At 72.4% G+C, this 20,052-nt stretch carries 20 protein-coding genes; 14 read left to right on the top strand and 6 right to left on the bottom strand.

The features are described 5' to 3' along the window. Nucleotides 1–6: 6 nt before the first annotated feature. From OG490_RS10615 to OG490_RS10605, 3 genes are all read right to left on the bottom strand, one after another. The gene (locus tag OG490_RS10615; protein WP_330296034.1) at nucleotides 7–603 is read right to left on the bottom strand and encodes a dihydrofolate reductase family protein; all 597 of its coding nucleotides are present in this window, start codon (nucleotides 601–603) and stop codon (nucleotides 7–9) included. A 122-nt stretch (nucleotides 604–725) separates the two neighbouring features. Then, the gene (locus OG490_RS10610; protein ID WP_330296033.1) at nucleotides 726–1,007 is read right to left on the bottom strand and encodes an Lrp/AsnC ligand binding domain-containing protein; all 282 of its coding nucleotides are present in this window, start codon (nucleotides 1,005–1,007) and stop codon (nucleotides 726–728) included. Further along, on the bottom strand, nucleotides 1,004–1,741 hold the full coding sequence (locus OG490_RS10605; RefSeq protein WP_330296032.1) for a rhomboid family intramembrane serine protease: 738 nt from the start codon (nucleotides 1,739–1,741) through the stop codon (nucleotides 1,004–1,006). The genes OG490_RS10610 and OG490_RS10605 overlap by 4 nt, the downstream gene beginning before the upstream one ends. A gap of 130 nt (nucleotides 1,742–1,871) precedes the next feature. Between OG490_RS10605 and OG490_RS10600 the strand changes: the two genes are divergently transcribed. From OG490_RS10600 to OG490_RS10570, 7 genes are all read left to right on the top strand, one after another. After that, the gene (locus OG490_RS10600) at nucleotides 1,872–2,111 is read left to right on the top strand and encodes a hypothetical protein (protein ID WP_008738811.1); all 240 of its coding nucleotides are present in this window, start codon (nucleotides 1,872–1,874) and stop codon (nucleotides 2,109–2,111) included. Between the two features lie 40 nt (nucleotides 2,112–2,151). Then, nucleotides 2,152–3,516, top strand: a complete 1,365-nt coding sequence (locus OG490_RS10595) for an NYN domain-containing protein (protein WP_330300869.1) — start codon at nucleotides 2,152–2,154, stop codon at nucleotides 3,514–3,516. A 253-nt stretch (nucleotides 3,517–3,769) separates the two neighbouring features. Next, entirely contained in the window at nucleotides 3,770–4,792 is a 1,023-nt protein-coding gene (locus OG490_RS10590) for a C40 family peptidase (protein ID WP_330296031.1), read from the top strand. A gap of 281 nt (nucleotides 4,793–5,073) precedes the next feature. Further along, on the top strand, nucleotides 5,074–6,129 hold the full coding sequence (locus OG490_RS10585) for a C40 family peptidase (RefSeq protein ID WP_330296030.1): 1,056 nt from the start codon (nucleotides 5,074–5,076) through the stop codon (nucleotides 6,127–6,129). Nucleotides 6,130–6,154: 25 nt separating this feature from the next. Next, nucleotides 6,155–7,396 (top strand): hypothetical protein, encoded by a 1,242-nt coding sequence (locus OG490_RS10580; RefSeq protein WP_330296029.1) that lies wholly within the window; start codon nucleotides 6,155–6,157, stop codon nucleotides 7,394–7,396. 84 nt (nucleotides 7,397–7,480) lie between these two features. Next, nucleotides 7,481–8,623, top strand: coding sequence for a glycosyltransferase family 4 protein (locus OG490_RS10575; protein WP_330296028.1), 1,143 nt, complete (start codon nucleotides 7,481–7,483; stop codon nucleotides 8,621–8,623). Nucleotides 8,624–8,823: 200 nt separating this feature from the next. Further along, nucleotides 8,824–10,440 carry a GMC oxidoreductase gene (locus tag OG490_RS10570; protein ID WP_330296027.1) on the top strand — a complete coding sequence of 539 codons (1,617 nt, stop codon included), beginning with the start codon at nucleotides 8,824–8,826 and terminating at the stop codon, nucleotides 10,438–10,440. Nucleotides 10,441–10,445: 5 nt separating this feature from the next. Here the strand turns inward: OG490_RS10570 and OG490_RS10565 are convergent, their stop codons facing one another. Beyond that, entirely contained in the window at nucleotides 10,446–12,242 is a 1,797-nt protein-coding gene (locus tag OG490_RS10565) for an AMP-dependent synthetase/ligase (RefSeq protein ID WP_330296026.1), read from the bottom strand. Between the two features lie 228 nt (nucleotides 12,243–12,470). Here OG490_RS10565 and OG490_RS10560 point away from each other — a divergent pair, with 228 nt between their 5' ends. The 6 genes from OG490_RS10560 (at nucleotide 12,471) to OG490_RS10535 (ending at nucleotide 17,634) form a co-directional block, all read left to right on the top strand. Further along, entirely contained in the window at nucleotides 12,471–13,283 is an 813-nt protein-coding gene (locus tag OG490_RS10560; RefSeq protein WP_330296025.1) for a metallophosphoesterase family protein, read from the top strand. 91 nt (nucleotides 13,284–13,374) lie between these two features. Continuing rightward, a complete protein-coding gene (locus tag OG490_RS10555) occupies nucleotides 13,375–13,827 on the top strand; it encodes an SRPBCC family protein (RefSeq protein WP_330296024.1) in 453 nt (150 codons plus the stop codon). 151 nt (nucleotides 13,828–13,978) lie between these two features. Then, entirely contained in the window at nucleotides 13,979–15,139 is a 1,161-nt protein-coding gene (locus tag OG490_RS10550) for an ArsA family ATPase (protein ID WP_330296023.1), read from the top strand. 130 nt (nucleotides 15,140–15,269) lie between these two features. Beyond that, nucleotides 15,270–15,800, top strand: a complete 531-nt coding sequence (locus tag OG490_RS10545) for a DUF5304 domain-containing protein (RefSeq protein WP_330296022.1) — start codon at nucleotides 15,270–15,272, stop codon at nucleotides 15,798–15,800. A gap of 61 nt (nucleotides 15,801–15,861) precedes the next feature. Further along, nucleotides 15,862–16,803, top strand: coding sequence for an ROK family glucokinase (locus tag OG490_RS10540; protein WP_330296021.1), 942 nt, complete (start codon nucleotides 15,862–15,864; stop codon nucleotides 16,801–16,803). A gap of 75 nt (nucleotides 16,804–16,878) precedes the next feature. Further along, a complete protein-coding gene (locus tag OG490_RS10535) occupies nucleotides 16,879–17,634 on the top strand; it encodes an endonuclease/exonuclease/phosphatase family protein (RefSeq protein ID WP_330296020.1) in 756 nt (251 codons plus the stop codon). A gap of 190 nt (nucleotides 17,635–17,824) precedes the next feature. Here the strand turns inward: OG490_RS10535 and OG490_RS10530 are convergent, their stop codons facing one another. Together OG490_RS10530 and OG490_RS10525 are read right to left on the bottom strand one after the other, a co-directional pair. After that, a complete protein-coding gene (locus OG490_RS10530; RefSeq protein ID WP_330296019.1) occupies nucleotides 17,825–18,385 on the bottom strand; it encodes a hypothetical protein in 561 nt (186 codons plus the stop codon). Then, nucleotides 18,378–19,157 carry an alpha/beta hydrolase gene (locus tag OG490_RS10525; RefSeq protein ID WP_330296018.1) on the bottom strand — a complete coding sequence of 260 codons (780 nt, stop codon included), beginning with the start codon at nucleotides 19,155–19,157 and terminating at the stop codon, nucleotides 18,378–18,380. The genes OG490_RS10530 and OG490_RS10525 overlap by 8 nt, the downstream gene beginning before the upstream one ends. A gap of 149 nt (nucleotides 19,158–19,306) precedes the next feature. Between OG490_RS10525 and OG490_RS10520 the strand changes: the two genes are divergently transcribed. Further along, entirely contained in the window at nucleotides 19,307–20,044 is a 738-nt protein-coding gene (locus OG490_RS10520) for a lysophospholipid acyltransferase family protein (RefSeq protein ID WP_443065786.1), read from the top strand. Nucleotides 20,045–20,052: the final 8 nt, after the last annotated feature.

The raw sequence follows: 20,052 nt of genomic DNA, 5'->3' as shown, positions 1-20,052 counted from the left end.
CCACTGCTACGCCTGGGCCGCCGGGCGGTAGACGCACACCTGCGTGCCCGTGGACGCGGTGACCGAGGAGACCAGCTCCAGGGGCCGCAGACCGCCGTCCTCGGGGAAGATCGACTTTCCGCCGCCGACCAGCACCGGCATGACCATCAGCCGCAGCTCGTCGACCAGGCCCTCGCTCAGCAGGGTCCGTACGAGCGTGGGGCTGCCCATGACCACCAGGTCGCCGCCGTCGGCCGCGTGCAGCTCACGGATCCGGGCCACCGCGTCGGCGCCGGGGACGAGCGTGGTGTTATTCCAGGTCAGGTCGGATTCGCCCAGGGTGGCGGACACCACGTACTTGGGGATCGAGTTCATCTGGTCGGCGAAGGGGTCGCCGGCCCGCTCCGGCCAGGCCCCCGCCATCGTCTGCCACGTGCGGCGCCCGAAGAGCAGGGCCTCGGCCTTGGCGGTCACCTCGGCGAAGGCGCCGCCCACGACCTCGGCGTCGAAGAACGGGTGCGACCAGCCGCCGTGCGCGAACCCGTTGTCGTCGTCCTCCCCCTGGCCGCCGGGGGCCTGGACGACGCCGTCGAGGCTGATGAACTCGCTGATGACGATGCGCATGAGAGGCTCCTGGGTCCGTAGTGGATCTACACCGTTACAGACCGCGCGGTCACCGGAAACTCATCGCACCGCACAAGATCGCAATTGTGACCTGGGACACGTCGGCCCCGGGCCCCTCGCCGCTACGCGTCGAGGCCGATCGCGAACGCCGCTTCCAGGTCGTGCTGGGAGTAGGTGCGGAACGCCACGTGCGTGTCCGTGCCCTCCACGCCCGGGATCTTGCTGATGCTGCCCGGGATGACGTCCGCCAGGGCCTCGTGGCGGGCCACGCGGACCAGTGCGATCAGGTCGTAGGTGCCGGTGACGGAGTAGACCTCGCTGACGTTCTCCAGCGCCGCGATGGCCTCGGCGATCTCGGGGATCCGGTCCACGCTGGTCTTGATGAGCACGATCGCGGTGATCACGGTTGGCCTTCTCCCTCGCCGGCAGTCACTGGTCGGCCCACTCTAGTCCCCCTCCGGTAACGCACCCACGCGTAGAGGAATCCCGCCGAGAAGCCCACCACATGGGCCAGATAGGCGACTCCCGGACCGCTCTGTGCCCGGTGCGCCGCCAGCCACTGGAGGGCGAACCAGAACATCAGCACGATCCACGCGGGGAACCGCAGCGGCAGGAAGAGCAGGAACGGGAACAGGCTCGTCACCCGGGCCTTGGGGAAGAGGCACATGAAGGCCCCCAGGACCGCCGAGATCGCGCCGGAGGCGCCGACCAGGGTCTGGTCCGAGGAGGCGTTGGCCGCCGCGTACGCCGCCAGGGCCAGGTAGCCCGTGGCCACGTAGAAGCAGAGGAACCCCGTCCGGCCCATGCGCTGCTCCGTCATCTTCCCGAAGACGTAGAGGAAGAGCATGTTGCCCAGCAGGTGCAGCCAGGAGCCGTGGACGAACAGGGCCGTCAGGGGGGTCAGCAGCGCCCGGCCCCCGCCGTGCGGCAGCCCGCCCGTGAAGAGTTCGTCCGGGACCACGCCCCAGCGCCGGAAGTACGCGGTCCCGTTCGCCAGCAGCTCCTCGCCCGTTCCGTAGACCGGATTGAGCCCCGAGGCGGGGCTCAGGACGAACACCACGCAACAGCCTGCGATCAGCGCGTGCGTGACCACCGGGCCCCGGGCGGCCTCGCGCACGGCCTGCCACTTTACGATCATGCGACCGAGCATGACCCAGCCCGACCCACCCGCGGGTGCGGCAGGCCGTAGGGTTACGAGCTACGCACGTCCGCGTGCGCATGCCCGCGTGCGCGACGAGGTGTAAGACATAGAAGGAGAGAGCGGCCTGATGACGGTTCCCCTGCCGACCGACACCACCCGGTGGCGCTGCACCCTGTGCGGCAACCTCACGCGATTCGACGTCACCCGTTCGTCGAAGGTCGTGGAGTACGTCCACCTGGACCTCGCCGGGGAGCCGAAGGTCGAGGAGCGCGAGGTGGTCAATGAGACCATCGAGTCGGTGCGCTGCCGCTGGTGCAACGCGGTGGACCAGATCGAGCTCGTGGACAGGCCGGGCGCGGACTCCTGACGGAGCCCGGCCCACAGGTCAATGACGGTAGGGGTGACGGATTGTGGAGCCAGCAAGCGGCGCTGAGGCGGCCGATGCGGCCGGCGACGCCGCCGAGGTGCTCGACCGCCCGCTCCCGGAGGGCGTGCGGCGCCGGGTCGTCGCGCTCGTCTCGGACGCCTTCGGCGGTCTGACGGTCGCGGACCTCCCGGCGCAGCTGCGCCAGTACGCCCGTTTCACCCCGACCCGGCGTGCCAAGTTCGCGGGCAACGCCATGGCGACGGCCGTCGAGACCGATGCCGTCTTCCGGGGCCGGGTCGCCGAGAAGCTCCGCGAGGCGCAGGCCGACCTGGCCGGGGCGCTGGAGTCCGGGGCGCCGCCCGCCGCCGCCGATCCGCTGGACGTGGCGGCCGCCGCGTACGTGCTGAGGCCGGCCGGCTGGGCCAAGCTGGTGGCCGCCGCGGGCGAGGAGGCCCAGCGCGCCGACGCCGAGCGCGTCGGCGAGGAGGCCCGCAGGGAGATGGACCGGCTCCGCGAGGAGCTGGCCCACGTACGGGAACTGCAGCGCGCCGGCGGTGACCAGGTGCGGGTGGAGCTGGAGGCGGCGCGCAAGGAAGCGGAATCGCTTCAGCGCAAGCTGCGCAGCGCCCTGAGCGACGTCAAGCGGGGCGACGCCGCCCTGCGCAAGATCAACGCCGAGGTCGACGGGATCCGCGGGGAGGCGGCCGCGCAGGTGGCCGCGGCCGAGAGCGAGACCCGGCGGCTCAAGTCCCGCCTCGCGGAGGTGGAGTCGGCGCTGGAGACCTCGCGCCGGGCCACCCGTGAGGGGCGCAGCATCGAGGACATGCGGCTGCGGCTGCTCCTGGACACCGTGCTGGACGCCGCGGCCGGGCTGCGCCGGGAGCTCGCGCTGCCGCCGCTCTCCACGCGGCCCGCCGACACGGTGGAGGCGGTGGAGCCGGGCCGGATGACGCCGAAGGACATCGCGGCGCGTGCGCTGTCGGAGACCGACCCGGCGCTGCTGGACCAGCTGCTGGCGCTGCCCCAGGCGCATCTGGTGGTCGACGGCTACAACGTCACCAAGACCGGCTATCCGACGATGCCGCTGGAGAAGCAGCGGCTGCGGCTGCTGGGCGGGCTGTCGATGCTCGCCGCGCAGACGGGCGCCGAGATGACCTGTGTCTTCGACGGGGCGGAGCTGGCGGCCCCGGTGCTGCTCGCGCCGCCGCGCGGGGTGCGGGTGCTGTTCTCCAAGGCCGGGGTGACGGCGGACGAGCTGATCCGCCAGCTGGTGCGCGCCGAGCCGCTGGGCCGCCCGGTGGTCGTGGTCTCCACGGACCGGGAGGTCGCCGACGGGGTGGCCAAGGCCGGAGCCCGGCCGGTGACGTCCGCCTTGTTGCTGAAGCGGCTTTCGCGCGTTTCGTAACTCCTGGGCCCAATGCCGGAATTGGCAGGGGCTCGAGGGAACGTACCGTCAAGTGCCCTGCACAGAGCGTGCACCGTAGGTAAAAAGCCTGGTCGCAGAGCGAGTTTTTTCCCGACAGGATTTGAACTGATCACAGAAGGGTCACTAGGGTCAGGTCAAACCTTCGTGCGGTAGTTCACTCATTCGGGGTGATGGCGAAGGTGTCGCCGAGTCTGCGTTCTTCGGCGGCTCCAGGAAGAAGGAGCTCGCCTTCGTGGCGTCCCACCGTCGACCCAAGCAGCCGACCCGCACCCGTGTGACCGTCCTGACCATCACCGCCGCCGCGGCGGTCGCCCTCACCGGCCAGGCGGCCAACGCCGCCCCGGCCAAGCCGAGCAAGGACGAGGTCAAGAGCAAGGTCGACGCGCTCTACGAAGAGGCGGAGCAGGCCACCGAGAAGCTCAACGGGGCCCAGACGCGCCAGGACGCCCTCGAGAAGGAGATAGGCCAGCTCCAGGACCAGGTCGCCCGCGGCCAGGGTGAGCTCAACACCCTGCGCGGCAGCATCGGTTCGATGGCCAACGCCCAGTACCGCACCGGCGGCATAGACCAGTCCCTCGCGCTGTTCCTCTCCGCCGACCCCGACAGCTACCTCGACAAGGCCTCCACGCTGGAGCAGTTGAGCGGCAAGCAGGTCGAGGCGGTCCAGAAGATCCAGGCCAAGCAGCGCACCCTCGCGCAGCAGCGCCAGGAGGCCGCGGGCAAGCTCGCCGACCTCGACGCCACCCGCAAGGAGCTGGCCGAGAAGAAGAAGATCTCGACGGACAAGCTCGCCGAGGCCCAGGCCCTCCTCAACACGCTGACCGCGCAGGAGCGCACGCAGCTCAAGGAGGAGGCCAAGAAGGCGGGCGGCAGCGCGGCCGAGCAGGCCGACCTCAGCAACGTGAAGGGTTCCGGCCGCGCCGCCGACGCGCTGCGCGCCGCCGTGACCAAGAACGGCGGGACCTACGTCCGCGGCGGCACCGGCCCGAACGCCTTCGACTGCTCCGGCCTCACGCAGTGGGCCTACCGGCAGGCCGGCATCACCATCGGCCGCACCACCTTCGACCAGGTCAACGACGGCCGGAAGATCAGCCTGAGCGAACTCCAGCCCGGAGACCTGGTCTTCTACGGGAACCTCCAGCACGTCGGGCTGTACGCGGGCAACGGCAAGGTCTTCCACGCCGCCAACCCGAGCGCCGGCATCCTGTACGGATCCCTCAGCGGATTCGCGTACGGGGTCCGCGTCGGAGGCTGACGCCCCCCGTCGGAGGCTGAAGCCCCCCGTCAGAGGCTGACGCCCCCGGACCCGACCGGACGCGCCGCACACCGCCCATCCGGGCGAATTCCGCGGCCCCGCTCTGACCACACGCCCCGCCGGTGACCTGCGTCTCCGGCGGGGCGTCACTGTGTGTGCCCGCCGGAGGTCGTTGGCCGGTGACCGGTGGCGCGGCTACTGTCTGCCAGCGCGGAACCCCGGCACACGGCCGTCCACGGGGGGCGGACCCGGTCCCGCGCAGCGGAAGGGAGCGGTTTCACGTGGCGTCCCATCGCCGGTCCGGGCCCAGCGTCCTCGACCGGAACACGAAGGTCACCGTCCTCACCGCCGCGGCGGCGAGCGCCGCGGTCGCCATGACGGGCGCACCCGCCAGCGCGGCCCCCGGCCTCCCGCACGAGCCCTCGGCCGGCGCCCGCGCCCAGGTCGACCAGCTCTTCGAGGAGGCCGAGCAGGCCACCGAGCGCTTCAACCAGGCAGGCGAGAAGGCCGGCAGGCTCCGGACCGAGGTCGACCGGGTCCAGGACGCGGTGGCCCGCGGCCAGGACCGCATCAACACCATGCGCGGGGTCCTCGGGGCCTATGCCGGAGCCCAGTACCGGGCGGGCGGCATCGACCCCTCCGTCGAGCTGATGCTCTCCGACGACCCCGACGAGTACCTCGCCAAGGCCTCCACCCTCGACCGGCTGACCGGCCGCCAGGCCCGCCAGCTCGAGGAACTGCGCTCCGAGCAGCGCCGGCTCGGCCAGGAGCGGGAGGAGGCCTCCCGCAAGCTCGCCGAACTCGACGCCCTGCGCGCCGACGTGGCGAAGGAGAAGCGGGCCGTCACCGCGAAGCTCGCCGCCGCCCGCCGGCTGCTCAACGCCATGCCCACGCAGGAGCGCGCCGACTTCGAGCGCGCCTCGCGCTCGGGCGGGCGCCCCGACGCCCTGCCCGACCCGGCCGCCCTGCCCGCCTCGTTCGGCCCCTCCTCGGGGCGCGCCGCGACCGCCGTGATGGCGGCCCGCTCCGCGGTCGGACGGCCCTACGTCTGGGGTTCCACCGGGCCTTCCGGATTCGACTGCTCCGGCCTGATGGTGTGGTCCTACCGCCAGGCGGGCGTCGCACTGCCGCGGACCTCGCAGGCCCAGCGGTACGCGGGGCAGCAGGTGCCGCTCTCGCAGGCGCGGCCGGGCGACCTGGTGACGTACCGCTCCGACGCCAGCCACGTCGGGATGTACGTGGGCAACGGCCAGGTGGTGCACGCCCCGTACCCGGGAGCACGGGTGCGCTACGACCCGGTCGGGATGATGCCGGTGTCCTCGGTGACCCGGCCCTGAGGGCGGATCTGCGTACGATCGGGTGATGTTCCCGGGCCCGGTCCGTTCCCGCCACCCCCTGCTGCGCGCGCTGCCGCCGCTGGCGTTCCTGCTGTGCGTGCCGCTCGCCGGCTGCGGCCCGGGCCCGGCGCCCGGCCCTTCTTCCGGTTCCGTTTCGGGTTCCGCTTCCGCCCCGGCCGGCTCCTCGGCCGAGGGGGCCGTCCGCCGGGCCGTCGCCGCCTGGTCGGCGGCCCCGCCCGAGCGGCTCGCGGCGATCCCCCTGGAGGGCTGGTCCTACGAGGTCTCCTCGGTCCGGGTGGACGGCGTACGGGCCTTCGCGCGCGCGGAGCTGCACTACCGGCTCACCGGCTACGACGCGGCCCCCGCCGGATCGGCCCGCGAGGTGGAACTCACCCGGGGGAGCGGCCCGGACGGCTCCGGCGGCCCTGCCGGCCCCGCCACCCCGGGCGGCCCCGGCGGCTCCTGGACCGTGGTGGCCGACCGGCCCGCGCCCGGCGCCCCGCCGCAGCTGTGGGACCAGGGCCCGGTGGGCGTCGCGCGGGGCGCGCACGCGCTGGTGCTCGGCGGCGACGGCCAGAGCCCCGAAGCCCTGGCCGCGATCGCCGCCGAGGCCGACGAGGCCGTCCCGGCCGCGAGCGCCGCCTGGCCGCGGCCCTGGGCGGGCCGGGTGGTGGTCCTGGTCCCCGGGTCGCTGGAGGCGATGGCGGCGCTGCTGGGCCGCCCGGTGGAGGAGTACCGGGGCCTGGGCGCCGTGACCACCGGGAGCACCGGCGCGGGCCCGGCCCCCGCCGACCGGGTCGTGGTCAACCCGGAGGGGTACGGACAGCTCACGGCGGAGGGCCGCCAGGTCATCCTGACCCACGAGACCACGCACGTGGCCACCCGCGCGGCGACCACCGCGAAGACCCCGCTGTGGCTCTCCGAGGGCTTCGCGGACTGGGCGGCGTACCGGGGCAGCGGCCGCAGCGCGGCCGAGGCCGCACCGGCGACCGGCCGGGCGGTGCGCCGGGGCGACCTGCCGGCCGAGCTCCCCGGCAACGCGGCCTTCGCCTTCGGTGGGGACGGGGAGGCGCTGGCGCGGGCGTACGAGGGCTCCTGGCTGGCCTGCCGCCTCATCGCCCGCAAGTGGGGCGACGCGGCGCTGGTCTCCCTGTACGAGAAGGCCGGCCGCGAACCCCTGCCCACGGCCCTGGACGAGGCCCTCGGAACGGACCTCCCCGCCCTGACCCGGGCCTGGCAGCAGGAGCTGCGCGGTGAGTTCCGGTAGGCCGTCTCTTCCGGATCTTGCCGGGCGGCGCGGGCCCGGCAAGATCCGGAAGAGACGACCCAGCTCCGGTAGGGTCGGCTGACGATGCACAAGACGCTGATCGTGACCAACGACTTCCCGCCGCGGCCGGGGGGCATCCAGGCCTTCCTGCACAACATGGCCCTGCGGCTGGACCCCGACCGCGTCGTCGTCTACGCCTCCACCTGGAAGCACTCCGCCGAAGGCCGGGCGGCCACCGCCGCCTTCGACGCGGAGCAGCCGTTCCGGATCGTGCGCGACCGTACGACGATGCTCCTGCCGACCCCGCGGGTGACCCGGCGGGCGGCGGACCTGCTGCGCGAACACGGCTGCGAGTCCGTGTGGTTCGGGGCGGCGGCCCCGCTGGGCCTGATGGGCCCCGCACTGCGCCGGGCCGGGGCGAAGCGGATCGTGGCCACCACGCACGGGCACGAGGCGGGCTGGGCGCAGCTGCCGGCCGCGCGGCAGCTGCTGCGGCGGATCGGCGAGGGCACGGACACGCTGACCTACCTGGGGGAGTACACGCGTTCGCGGATCGCCTCCGCGCTGACCCCGGCGGCGGCGGGCCGGATGGTGCAGCTCCCGCCGGGCGTGGACGAGAAGACCTTCCACCCGGGTTCGGGCGGCGCGGACGTCCGCGCCCGGCTGGGCCTGACCGACCGCCCGGTCGTGGTGTGCGTCTCGCGCCTGGTGCCCCGCAAGGGCCAGGACACGCTGATCGAGGCGATGCCCGAGATCCTGGCGGAGCTCCCGGACGCCGTACTGCTCGTCGTGGGCGGCGGACCCTACGAGGCGGACCTGCGGGCGCTGGCGGCCTCCACGGGGGTCGCGGACTCGGTGGTCTTCACGGGCGCGGTCCCGTGGTCCGAGCTCCCCGCCCACTACGGGGCCGGGGACGTCTTCGCGATGCCCTGCCGGACCCGGCGCGGCGGCCTGGACGTCGAAGGCCTGGGCATCGTCTACCTCGAAGCCTCCGCCACGGGACTGCCGGTGGTCGCGGGCGACTCCGGCGGAGCCCCTGACGCGGTACTGGAGGGGGAGACGGGCTGGGTGGTCCCGGGCGGCGCCCCCGCCGACGCGGCGGAGCGCATCGTGGCCCTCCTGAAGGATCCGGCCCTGCGTGCGCGCATGGGCGAGCGGGGCCGCGCCTGGGTCGAGGAGAAGTGGCGCTGGGACCTCCTGGCGGAGCGCCTGCGCGAGCTCCTGTAGCCACGGCCGGGTGCGACGGGCCGGGCCCCTTTGCGCGGGAGCCGGATTATCGCTCCCGAGGGGCCGGCCGCGGGCAGAGTTGATCAAAGCCTGCGGGCGGGGGCGGGATCCGCATACGGTCGAGCCATGTCTGACTGTTACTCAGAAGCGTGTCAGTGCGGGTTATGGCTGGTTGGGCGGAATCCGCTCATGATGCGGCCATGACACCAAACCTGACGCGCCGTCATGTTCTCGGCCTCGGCGCCCTCCAGACCGCCGCCGCCCTCGGCTTCACCCGGATCGGCCTGCAGTCCGCGGCGGCCGCCGAACCCGCGGCCGCGACGTACGCCCCGGCCATCGTCGTCGGCTCCGGCTACGGGTCGGCCGTCGCCGCGCTCCGCCTCGGCCAGGCCGGGGTGCGCACCGTGGTCCTGGAGATGGGCCGGCTCTGGGACACCCCGGGGTCCGACGGGAAGATCTTCCCGTCCACCTCCGCCCCCGACCAGCGCTCCATGTGGTACCGCACCCGCACCGAGGCCCCGCTCGCCCAGTTCCTCTGGCTGGACGTGGTCAACCGCAACATCAGCCCGTACCCCGGAGTCCTGGACCGGGTGAACTACGGGGACATGTCCGTCTACGTGGGACGCGGGGTCGGCGGCGGCTCCCTCGTCAACGGCGGCATGGCGCCCACGCCGAAGCGCTCGTACTTCACCGAGATCCTCCCGCGCGTGAACGCCGACGAGATGTACGGGACCTACTACCCCCGGGCCCGCGCCATGCTCGGCGTCAACGACATCGACCCGGCCTGGTTCGAGTCCACGGAGTGGTACCGGTTCGCCCGCGTCTCCCGCAAGCACGCCCAGAACACCGGCCTGAAGACCACTTTCGTGCCCAACGTCTACGACTTCGAGTACATGAAGCGCGAGGCCGCCGGCACCGCCACCAAGTCGGCGCTCGCGGGCGAGGTCATCTACGGCAACAACCACGGCAAGAAGAGCGTCGACAAGACCTACCTCGCCGCCGCCCTGGGCACCGGCAACGTCACCATCGAGACCATGCAGCGCGTGGTCGGCGTACGCCAGGACCCGGCGGGCGGCTACATCCTGACCGTCCAGACCAGCGACACCACCGGCCGGATCACCCAGGTCCGCGAACTCGGCTGCAAGCAGCTCTTCCTCGGCGCGGGCAGCCTCGGCACCACCGAGATCCTGCTGCGCGCCCGCGAGACCGGAACGCTGCCCGCCCTCAACGACAAGGTCGGCCTCGGCTGGGGCCACAACGGCAACGTCATGACCGCCCGCGCCAACCACCTGTGGGACACCGTCGGCGCCAACCAGGCCACCATGCCCGCCATGGGCATCGACGACTGGGACAACGCCTCGAACCCGGTCTTCGCCGAGATAGCCCCGCTCCCGATGGGGATCGAGCACTGGATCTCGATGTACCTGGCCATCACCAAGAACCCGGAGCGCGGGCACTTCACCTACGACGCGGCCAGCGACTCGGCGAAGCTCCAGTGGACCCGGGACCAGAACACCCCGTCCGTCCAGGCGGCCAAGAACCTCTTCGACCGCATCAACCGGGCCAACTTCACCATCTACCGCTACGACCTCTTCGGCGACAACAAGAACTTCGCCGACAACTTCACCTACCACCCGCTGGGCGGCTGCGTCCTCGGGGACGCGACCGACGACTACGGCCGCGTCAAGGGCTACCAGGGCCTCTACGTCACCGACAGCTCGCTGATCCCCGGATCGCTCGGCGTGAACCCGTTCGTGACGATCACCGCCCTTGCGGAGCGGAACATGACGCGGGTCCTCGCAGAGGACCCGCGCTAGCCCTTCTAGCCCCGGTAGAGGGCTTCGATCTCGTCCGCGAAGTCCTTCGCCACCACATTCCGCTTGAGCTTCAGCGAAGGCGTGATGTGCCCGGACTCCTCCGTGAACTGGGAGGGCAGGATGCGGAATTTACGCACCGATTCCGCCTTGGAGACCGCCGCGTTGCCGTCGTCCACAGCCTTCTGGACGGCGGCGACGAGGTCCGCGTCCTCGCGCAGCTCGGCGGCCGTCACACCGGCCGGCTTGCCGTGCTCCGCGGCCCAGCGGCCCAGGAACTCCTCGTCGATGGTGACCAGCGCGGCCACGAAAGGCCGCGCGTCGCCGACCACCATGCACTCCGCGACCAGCGCGTGCGCCCGGATCCGGTCCTCGATCACGGCGGGCGCCACGTTCTTGCCGCCGGCCGTGACGATGAGCTCCTTCTTGCGCCCGGTGATCGCGAGGTAGCCGTCCTCGTCGAGCGTGCCCACGTCACCGGTGTGGAACCAGCCGTCGGTCAGCGCGTCGGCGGTGGCCGTCGGGTTGTTCCAGTACTCCTTGAAGATGTGCTCGCCGTGCAGCAGCACCTCGCCGTCGTCGGCGATGCGCACCACGGAGCCCGGGAGCGGCTGGCCGACCGTACCGATCTTCGTCTTGTCCCACGGGTTGAAGGCCGTGGCCGCGCAGGACTCGGTCAGGCCGTAGCCCTCCAGCACCGTGAAGCCGATGCCGCGGAAGAAGTGGCCGAGCCGCTCGCCCAGCGGGGCGCCGCCGGAGATCGCGTACTCGCCGCGCCCGCCGAGGACCGTGTGGAGCTTGCTGTAGACCAGCTTCGTGAACAGCTTGTGCTTGAGCTTGAGCCCGAGGGAAGGACCGCCCGGGAGGTCCAGTGCGCGGCTGTACGCGATCGCCGTCTCGGCCGCCGCGTCGAAGATCTTGCCCTTGCCGTCGGCCTGCGCCTTGGCGCGCGCCGAGTTGTAGACCTTCTCGAACACGCGCGGCACGCCGAGGATCAGCGTCGGCTTGAAGGACTGCAGCTCGTCGGTGAGGTTCTTGATGTCCGGTACGCAGCCCAGCCGGATCGGCGCCAGTACGGCCGCCACCTCCACCAGGCGTCCGAAGACGTGCGCGGCCGGAAGGAAGAGCAGGACGGAGCACTCGCCGGTGCGGAACAGCGGGCTCAGCCGCTCCACGATGTTCCCGCACTCGGCGAAGAAGCTGCGGTGGGTCAGCACGCAGCCCTTGGGTCGGCCGGTGGTGCCGGAGGTGTAGACGATGGTGGCCGGGTCGTCGGCGTTGGCCAGCGAGCTGCGCGCGTCGACCTCGGCGTCGGAGATGCCTGCGCCGGCGGCGGTCAGCGCCGCCAGCGCGCCCTGCTCGATCTCCCAGACCTCGCGCAGCTCCGGCAGCCGGTCGCGCAGCGCGGCCACGGCGGCGCTGTGCGCGGGGGACTCGGTGACGACGGCGACGGCGCCGGAGTCGCCGAGGATCCACTGGATCTGCTCGGCGGAGCTGGTCTCGTACACGGGGACGGTGACCGCGCCCGCGCTCCAGATCGCGAAGTCGACCAGCACCCACTCGTAGCGGGTGCGGGAGATCAGGGCGACGCGGTCGCCGGGCTTGATGCCGGCCGCGATCAGGCCCTTGGCGGCGGCCCGCACCTCGGCGAGGAACTCGGTCGCCGTGACGTCCTGCCACTGGCCGGCGACCTTGCGCGCCATGACGGCCGTGTCGGGATGCTGAGCGGCGTTGCGGCGGATGAGATCCGTCAGGTTCCCGTCCGACGGGACCTCGTACAGGGCCGGAAGGCTGAACTCGCGCAAGACTGCTGCTCCTCTGGGCGCCATCGCCACCATGTGGACCGACCGGACGTTACCCACCGGTAGTGGGTTCCGGATAGAGGGAACCGGCCGATTGTTCCGTGCGTCACATGCCACGGCCGTGCCCTGCCGACAGTAGTCGACCCCGTTTGCGACTCGGAAGTAACCGCAGGTCCGGCCGCTGCTCCGGAGCCCCTACCCGCGGCGCCCAAGCGCCCCTAGGGTGGCCGCATGGGTGGCACGCACAGCAGTACTCAGGCCAAGGCGGGCGCGAAGCGCGGTACGCGGGTGCACGTCGTCAGCGATGTGCACGGGAACACCGAGGCCCTCGCCAGGGCCGGAGAAGGCGCCGACGCGCTGATCTGCCTCGGTGACCTGGTCCTCTTCCTCGACTACGCCGACCACTCGCGCGGCATCTTCCCCGACCTCTTCGGAGTCGAGAACGCCGACCGCATCGTCGAACTGCGCACCGCCCGCCGCTTCGAAGAAGCCCGCGAGTTCGGCCGCAGACTGTGGGACGGGCTCGACCGGGAGCGGCTGATCGAGGGCGCGGTCCGCCGCCAGTACGCCGAGATGTTCGCCGCCTTCCCCCGGCCGACGTACGCCACCTACGGCAACGTCGACGTCCCGGGCCTGTGGCCCGAGTACGCCGGCCCCGGCCTGACCGTCCTCGACGGGCAGCGGGCCGAAATCGGCGGACGGGTCTTCGGATTCGTCGGCGGCGGACTGCCGACGCCGATGCGCACCCCCTACGAGGTGTCCGAGGAGGAGTACGCGGCCAAGGTGGAGGCCCTGGGCGAGGTCGACGTCCTGTGCTCGCACATTCCGCCGGAGGTTCCGGAGCTCTGCTACGACACGGTGGCGCGGCGGTTCGAACGCGGGAGCGGGGCCCTGCTCGCCGCCATCAGGCGGACCCGGCCCCGGTACGCCCTCTTCGGCCACGTCCACCAGCCCCTGGCCCGGCGGATGCGGATCGGCGCCACGGAGTGCGTGAACGTCGGCCACTTCGCGGCGACCGGAAGGCCGTGGGCCCTGGAGTGGTGAGGCGCGCACGCGCGGTAGCCTTCACGCGGCGGCCCAGACGGCACAGGTCGTCCGCACACTTCCTCGAAAACTCCCCGGAGGAGCGACCGCGATGGCGGAACACACCAGCTCGAGCATCACGATCGAGGCGTCCCCGGCCGACGTCATGGCCGTGATCGCCGACTTCGCCCGCTACCCCGAGTGGACCGGCGAGGTGAAGGAGGCCGAGGTGCTGGCCACCGACGCCGAAGGTCGCGCGGAAAAGGTCCGGCTGCTGCTGGACGCGGGCGCGATCAAGGACGACCACACGCTGGCGTACGCCTGGAAGGGTGCGGACGAGGTCAGCTGGACGCTGGACAAGTCCCAGATGCTGCGACAGCTGGACGGCTCCTACCGCCTGGCCCCGCTGGCGGGCGGCACGAAGACCGAGGTCACCTACCAGCTGACCGTGGACGTCAAGATCCCGATGCTGGGCATGATCAAGCGCAAGGCGGAGAAGGTCATCATCGACCGGGCGCTCGCGGGCCTGAAGAAGCGCGTGGAAGCCCCCGCTTCCTCTTCCTGACGCGCCGTGCCGGTCCTCAAACGCCGGACGGGCTGGATCTTCCAGCCCGTCCGGCGTTTGAGGACCGGGTCCGGGCAGAGCCCGGGGAACGGTGGAAGGGCGGGTAGGGGACACGCCCCGCAGGGCCAGGATCACAACTAGGAGCCACCGCATGCACACCCTCCTCGTCACCGGCCCCGGAGGCGCAGGGCGGACCACCGTCGCGGCGGCCACCGCACTCGCCGCGGCCCGCGAAGGGCACCGCGTGCTGCTGCTCTCCTGCGGCGACCCCGGGGAACCGGTGGCCGAGCCGGGCGGCGGGGTACGGGTGGCCCGCGTCGACTCCGGCCAGGAGTTCCGCCAGGAGCTCGTCGCCCTCCAGGAGCGCGGCTCCGCGCTCCTGGGGATGCTCGGGGCCCGGCCCCTCGGCGCCGACGAGCTCACCGAGCTCCCCGGCGCCGAACAGTTCGCGCTGCTGCGCGCCCTGCGGCGGGCCGCCGCCGAGCCCGACACCGACCTCGTGGTCGTCGACATGCCCCCGCTGCACCAGGCCCTCACCACCCTCGCCCTCCCCGCCCAGCTGCGCCGCTACCTCGCCCGGCTGCTCCCCGCCGAGCGCCAGGCGGCCCGCGCCCTGCGCCCCGTACTGGCCCAGCTCGCCGGGGTGCCGATGCCCGCCCAGTGGCTCTACGAGGCCGCCGCCCGGTGGGACGAGGAGCTGGCGGCCGTCCAGGCCGTCGTGGAGGCCCCCACGACCCGGGTCCGGCTGGTCGCCGAGCCGGGACCCGCCGCCCGCGCGGCCCTGCGCACCGGAGTGCTCGGGCTCTTCCTGCACCAGGTGGGCATCACCGACCTGGTGGCCAACCGGCTCGTGCCCCCGGATTCCGCCGACCCCTGGGTGAAGTCGGTCGCCGCCCAGCAGCTGGACTTCCTCCGGGAGTGGGGCGGGGACGTCCCGATCCGGGAGCTGCCGCACCTGGGCCGGGATCCGCAGGGCTCCGGCGACCTGGCGGAGCTGGTCGACAGCGCCTCCGGGAACGGTTCCTTCGCTCCGGGGCAGCCGGGCCGGGGACGCGGGCCCTGGGTCGTCGAGGACCGGCTCGCCGAGGACGGGGTGCTCGTCTGGTGCGTGCCGCTGCCGGGTGCCGAGAAGCCGGACCTCGACCTGGTGCGGCGCGGCGACGAGCTGCTGCTCACGGTGGGCCCGTACCGCAGGATCGTTTCGCTGCCCGCCGCGCTGCGCCGGTGCACGGTCTCCGGCGCGGCCCTCGCCGACGAGGAGCTCCGCATCCGCTTCACCCCGGACCCGGGGCTGTGGCCGCGCACGCCCTGACGGCGCGGAAGTACTGACGACGCGGACGGCCCTGGGTGGCCCGGTCGGCCCTGGGTGGCGTACCGCCGTTCGGGTAACGTCGAAGGTAGTCCGCACCGCACGCCCAGCCGCCGCCGCAGGAGAGTCCGCCATGAGCGAGGCCACCGACCGACCCGCCGACCGCCCCACCGACGCCTGTGCCGAAGACGACGCATGGGCCAGGGCCTGCGCCGAGGACCTCGCCGCGGAGAAGGAGCGGCGCCGGGCCCAGGGCGCGGGCGCCGACGCGGGCACCGGCACCGCCGCCGAGGAGCTCTTCAAGCTGTTCGAGGCCGTCGCCGACAAGGTGTCCTCGCTGAACAACCCGCTGATCACGGGCGCCGCCCAGGGCGCCGTACGGCAGTTCGTCAACCAGGCGAAGACCGCCGCCAAGCCCGTCATCGAGCGCAATCCGGAGGTCTTCGACCACCTCGCGGCGGCCGGTTCCGAGCTGCTCGCGGCCTACCGATCGGCGGTCGAGGGCCACGAGCGCCGCTGGACGCGCGACGAGAGCGGCGACGAACGCAGCGCCCGGCAGAGCGCGGAGCCCCGTACCGAGGACGGCACCGAGCCCCGTGACGAGCCCCGCGACGAGGGCGGTACCCAGGCCGGCGGCCCCGCCGAGCGGATCGATCTCGACTGATCCTCTTCATCACTCGGGTACGGTTGACAGTGGCGGGGTTTGACCGGAAACCGAGGGACTAATGGGACTCACCATCGGCGTCGACATCGGCGGCACGAAGATCGCGGCCGGCGTGGTCGACGAAGACGGCACCATCCTTGAGACGTACAAGGTGCCCACCCCGCCGACCCCGGACGGAGTGACGGACGCGATCTGCGCCGCCGTGTCCGAGGTCAGCAGCAGCCACACCATCGACGCCGTCGGCATCGGCGCCGCCGGATACGTGGACGACAAGCGCGCGACCGTACTCTTCGCGCCGAACATCAACTGGCGCCACGAGCCGCTCAAGGACAAGGTCGAGCAGCGCATCGGCCTGCCCGTGGTCGTCGAGAACGACGCCAACTGCGCGGCCTGGGGCGAGTACCGCTTCGGCGCCGGCCAGGGCCACGAGGACGTCATCTGCATCACGCTCGGCACGGGCCTGGGCGGCGGCATCATCATCGGCAACAAGCTCCGGCGCGGACGGTTCGGCGTGGCCGCCGAGTTCGGCCACATCCGGGTCGTCCCGGACGGCCTGCTGTGCGGCTGCGGCAGCCAGGGCTGCTGGGAGCAGTACGCCTCCGGGCGCGCGCTCGTCCGCTACGCCAAGCAGCGCGCCAACGCCACCCCCGAGAACGCGGCGATCCTGCTCGCCCTCGGAGACGGCACGCCCGAGGGCATCGAGGGCAAGCACATCAGCGAAGCGGCCCGGCAGGGCGACCTGGTGGCCGTGGACTCCTTCCGCGAGCTGGCCCGCTGGGCGGGCGCCGGCCTCGCGGACCTGGCCTCGCTCTTCGACCCGTCGGCCTTCATCGTCGGCGGCGGCGTCTCCGACGAGGGAGACCTGGTCCTCGACCCGATCCGCAAGTCCTTCAAGCGCTGGCTGATCGGCGGCGCGTGGCGCCCGCACGCGCAGGTGCTGGCCGCGCAGCTCGGCGGCAAGGCCGGCCTGGTCGGCGCGGCGGACCTGGCCCGCCAGGGCTGAACCGCCACTCCGTATCGCCGGACTGCCCGCCGCGCCCTCTGGGGTACGGCGGGCAGTCTCGTTATGTTGCCGGGTATGGAACTGACCGAGCTGCCCAACTCCCGTACCGAAGCCGATGGTTCCGCCGTGATCCGGGTGCTCTCCTACAACATCCGCTCACTGCGCGACGACGAGGACGCGCTGGCCCGGGTGATCCGCGCGTGCGCGCCGGACCTGGTGTTCGTCCAGGAGGCGCCACGGTTCTTCCGGTGGCGCAAGCACGCGGCGCGGCTCGCGGCGAAATGCGATCTGGTGGTCCTGTCGGGCGGCGCGACGGCGGCCGGCCCGCTGCTCCTGTGTTCCCTACGGGCCTTCGTGGAGCGGACCGAGGACGTACTGCTGCCACTCACGCCCGGGCACCACCGGCGGGGCTTCGCGACCGCCGTGGTCCGCCTGGGCGGGGCCCGGGTGGGCCTGCTCAGCGCGCACCTGTCGCTGAACGGGCCGGAGCGACTGGCCCAGTCGCAGGCGCTCCTGGACCGGCTCGCGGGGATGGACGTGCCGTACGCGATCGCGGCGGGCGACATCAACGAGGGCCCGTCGGGGGCCGCCTTCGCGCTGCTGGCGTCGACCCTCCAGGACTGCCGGGCCGTTGCCCCCTGGGGCGGGGAACACACCTGGGTGCGCTCTGATCCGGCGCGGCGGATCGACGCGGTCTTCGCGAGTGCGGGGGTGGAGGTGCTGGGCTGTGGTGTCCCGACGGGCCTGCCGGGCGTCACGTCCGCGGACCTCCTGGCGGGGACGGACCATCTCCCGGTCCTGGCGGCCCTACGGCTCCCGGCGGTGCGGTAGCCCTGCGGGGCAGAGTCCCCTACCCGCCCTTCCGCCCCAGACCCCGCGCCTCAAACGCCGGCGAGGCTGGATGATGCCGCGCAGCGGCATTTCCAGCCCGTCCGGCGTTTGAGGACCGGGTCCGGGCAGAGCCCGGGGAACGGCGGAAGGGCGGGTAGGGGACCAGGCCCCTCGCAGCGGCCGGTCGCGCTCAGACCACCGCTCCGCGCCCCGGATCGTCGTCCTCGTCGTCACCGCTCGCCATCCGGGCGATCAGCGTCGCGAACCCGCCCAGGAACCCGCCGATGCCCAGGGTGGTCAGCCACCACGTCATTTCCCACTGCAACAGCACCGCCAGGAGCAGCAGGACCGGTCCGCCCACCACTGCCAGCCAGGCGAACTTCGACGTCACGTCGGCTTCCGGAAGCTCTGGTTCCGGCGGGACGAAGTGGCCCTCGTCCTTCGCGGCGGCGGCCGCGGCCGCGGGGGAGTCGTCCGGCTCCGCGAGGGAGTGGTCGCGGGGACCCGAGGTGCCCACGCCCGGGGCGAACACCACCGAGCTGCCCAGCGCAGCCGCCGGCGGGGGTTCCGGGGACGGCGGCCGGTCGGGCTGGACGTCCTCCTCCGGCAGGAGCAGGTTCTCGATCGGACGGAACGGTCTCGCGCCCGGCGGGTCCGCCGGTTCCTGGCCGTAGCCGGCGACGATCGCCGCCCACGCCGCTTCCTCGTCCAGCGGAGGAACACCCCCCGAGGACTCCTCGTGCTCAGCCACCGCTGGCCGCCCCCTCCCTGCCCACGCTCTCCGCCAGTCGTCCGACGAACGCATAACTGTCCGCGAAGATCCGCTCCGCGTCATGGTCCAACGTCGCGACGTGGTAACTCTGTTCCAGCAGGGTCTCGGTGACATCGGTGGAGGACACCCGCGCCAGGATCCGTGCCGAGTCGGCCGGCCGTACGACGTGGTCCTGCGGGCTGTGCAGGAGCAGCAGCGGCTGCGTCACCTGCGGCAGCTCGGTGTCCAGCATCTGCAGGAACTTCCGCAGGGAGTGCGCGGCCCGGGTCGGGATCCGGTCGTAGCCGACCTCGTCCGAGCCCGGCTTGGCGATGTCGCTCGCGATGCCCGGCGTCGACCGGATGAAGTGCTTGACCACCGGAAGGGCTACGGCCAGCGGGTCGTGCACCTTGTTGACCGGGTTGACGAGGACGATCCCCTGGATCGAGTCCCCGTGCTTCGCCGCCAGCCGCAGCGTCAGCGCGCCACCCATCGACAGTCCGAAGACGAACACCTGCTCGCAGCTGTCGAGCAGCTCCCGCAGTGCGCGGTCCACCTCGGCGTACCAGTCCTGCCAGCCCGTGAGCTGCATGTCCTGCCAGCGCGTCCCGTGCCCGGGGAGCAGGGGGAGCGACACCGTCAGCCCCCGCGCGGCCAGATGCTCGGCCCAGGGGCGCATCGACTGCGGGGAACCGGTGAAGCCGTGGCAGAGAAGGACGCCGACCTTTCCGCCCTCGTGGCGGAACGGCTCGGCTCCAGGGAGGACGGGCACCAGGATCTCCTTCAAAGGGGGGTGGGGGGTGCGTAGCGCTGTGTGACTTCACCGTACGCGACGGGGGTGGCACCGACCAGGGTCGTCGGGCCGCTCCGGGGACGGCCACGGGATAAGGTCTGTTCGACAGACAAAGGAAGGCTTTCGAGTTGATCTACGGCGCAATGAAGTTCTCCATCGGCGGTTCCCTGAAGCTCGCCTTCAGGCCGTGGGTCGAGGGCCTCGAGAACATTCCCGCGGAGGGGCCGGCGATCCTCGCGAGCAACCACCTGTCCTTCTCCGACTCCTTCTTCCTGCCGGCCGTACTGGACCGGAAGGTCACCTTCATCGCGAAGGCGGAGTACTTCACCTCCCCGGGCGTCAAGGGCAAGCTGACCGCCGCCTTCTTCAAGGGCGTCGGCCAGCTCCCGGTGGACCGTTCCGGCGCGCGCGGGGCGGGCGAGGCCGCGATCAAGAGCGGCATCGACGTCATCGAACGCGGAGAGCTGTTCGGTATTTACCCCGAGGGGACGCGTTCACCCGACGGCAGGCTGTACCGCGGCAAGCCCGGCGGTCTGGCCCGGGTGGCACTGGCCACCGGTGCGCCCGTGATCCCGGTGGCGATGATCGACACCGAGAAGATCCAGCCGCCCGGCAAGGTGGTTCCGAAGCTGATGCGTCCGGGTATCAGGATCGGCAAGCCCCTGGACTTCAGCCGGTACCACGGCATGGACGGGGACCGGTTCATCCTGCGCTCGGTGACCGACGAGGTCATGTACGAGATCATGAAGCTGTCCGGCCAGGAGTACGTGGACATCTACGCCACCGCCGCCAAGCGCCAGATCGCCGACGCGGAGAAGGCCGAGAAGGCTGCGCAGGCCGACAAGGCCGCGGACACCGGCAAGTAGCAGTACGC

The organism is Streptomyces sp. NBC_00503, assembly GCF_036346895.1.
In the GTDB taxonomy this organism is placed as follows: Bacteria; Actinomycetota; Actinomycetes; order Streptomycetales; family Streptomycetaceae; genus Streptomyces.
The sequence above is the reverse complement of the archived record's forward strand: the minus strand, read 5'-3'. Positions and strand labels throughout refer to the sequence as shown.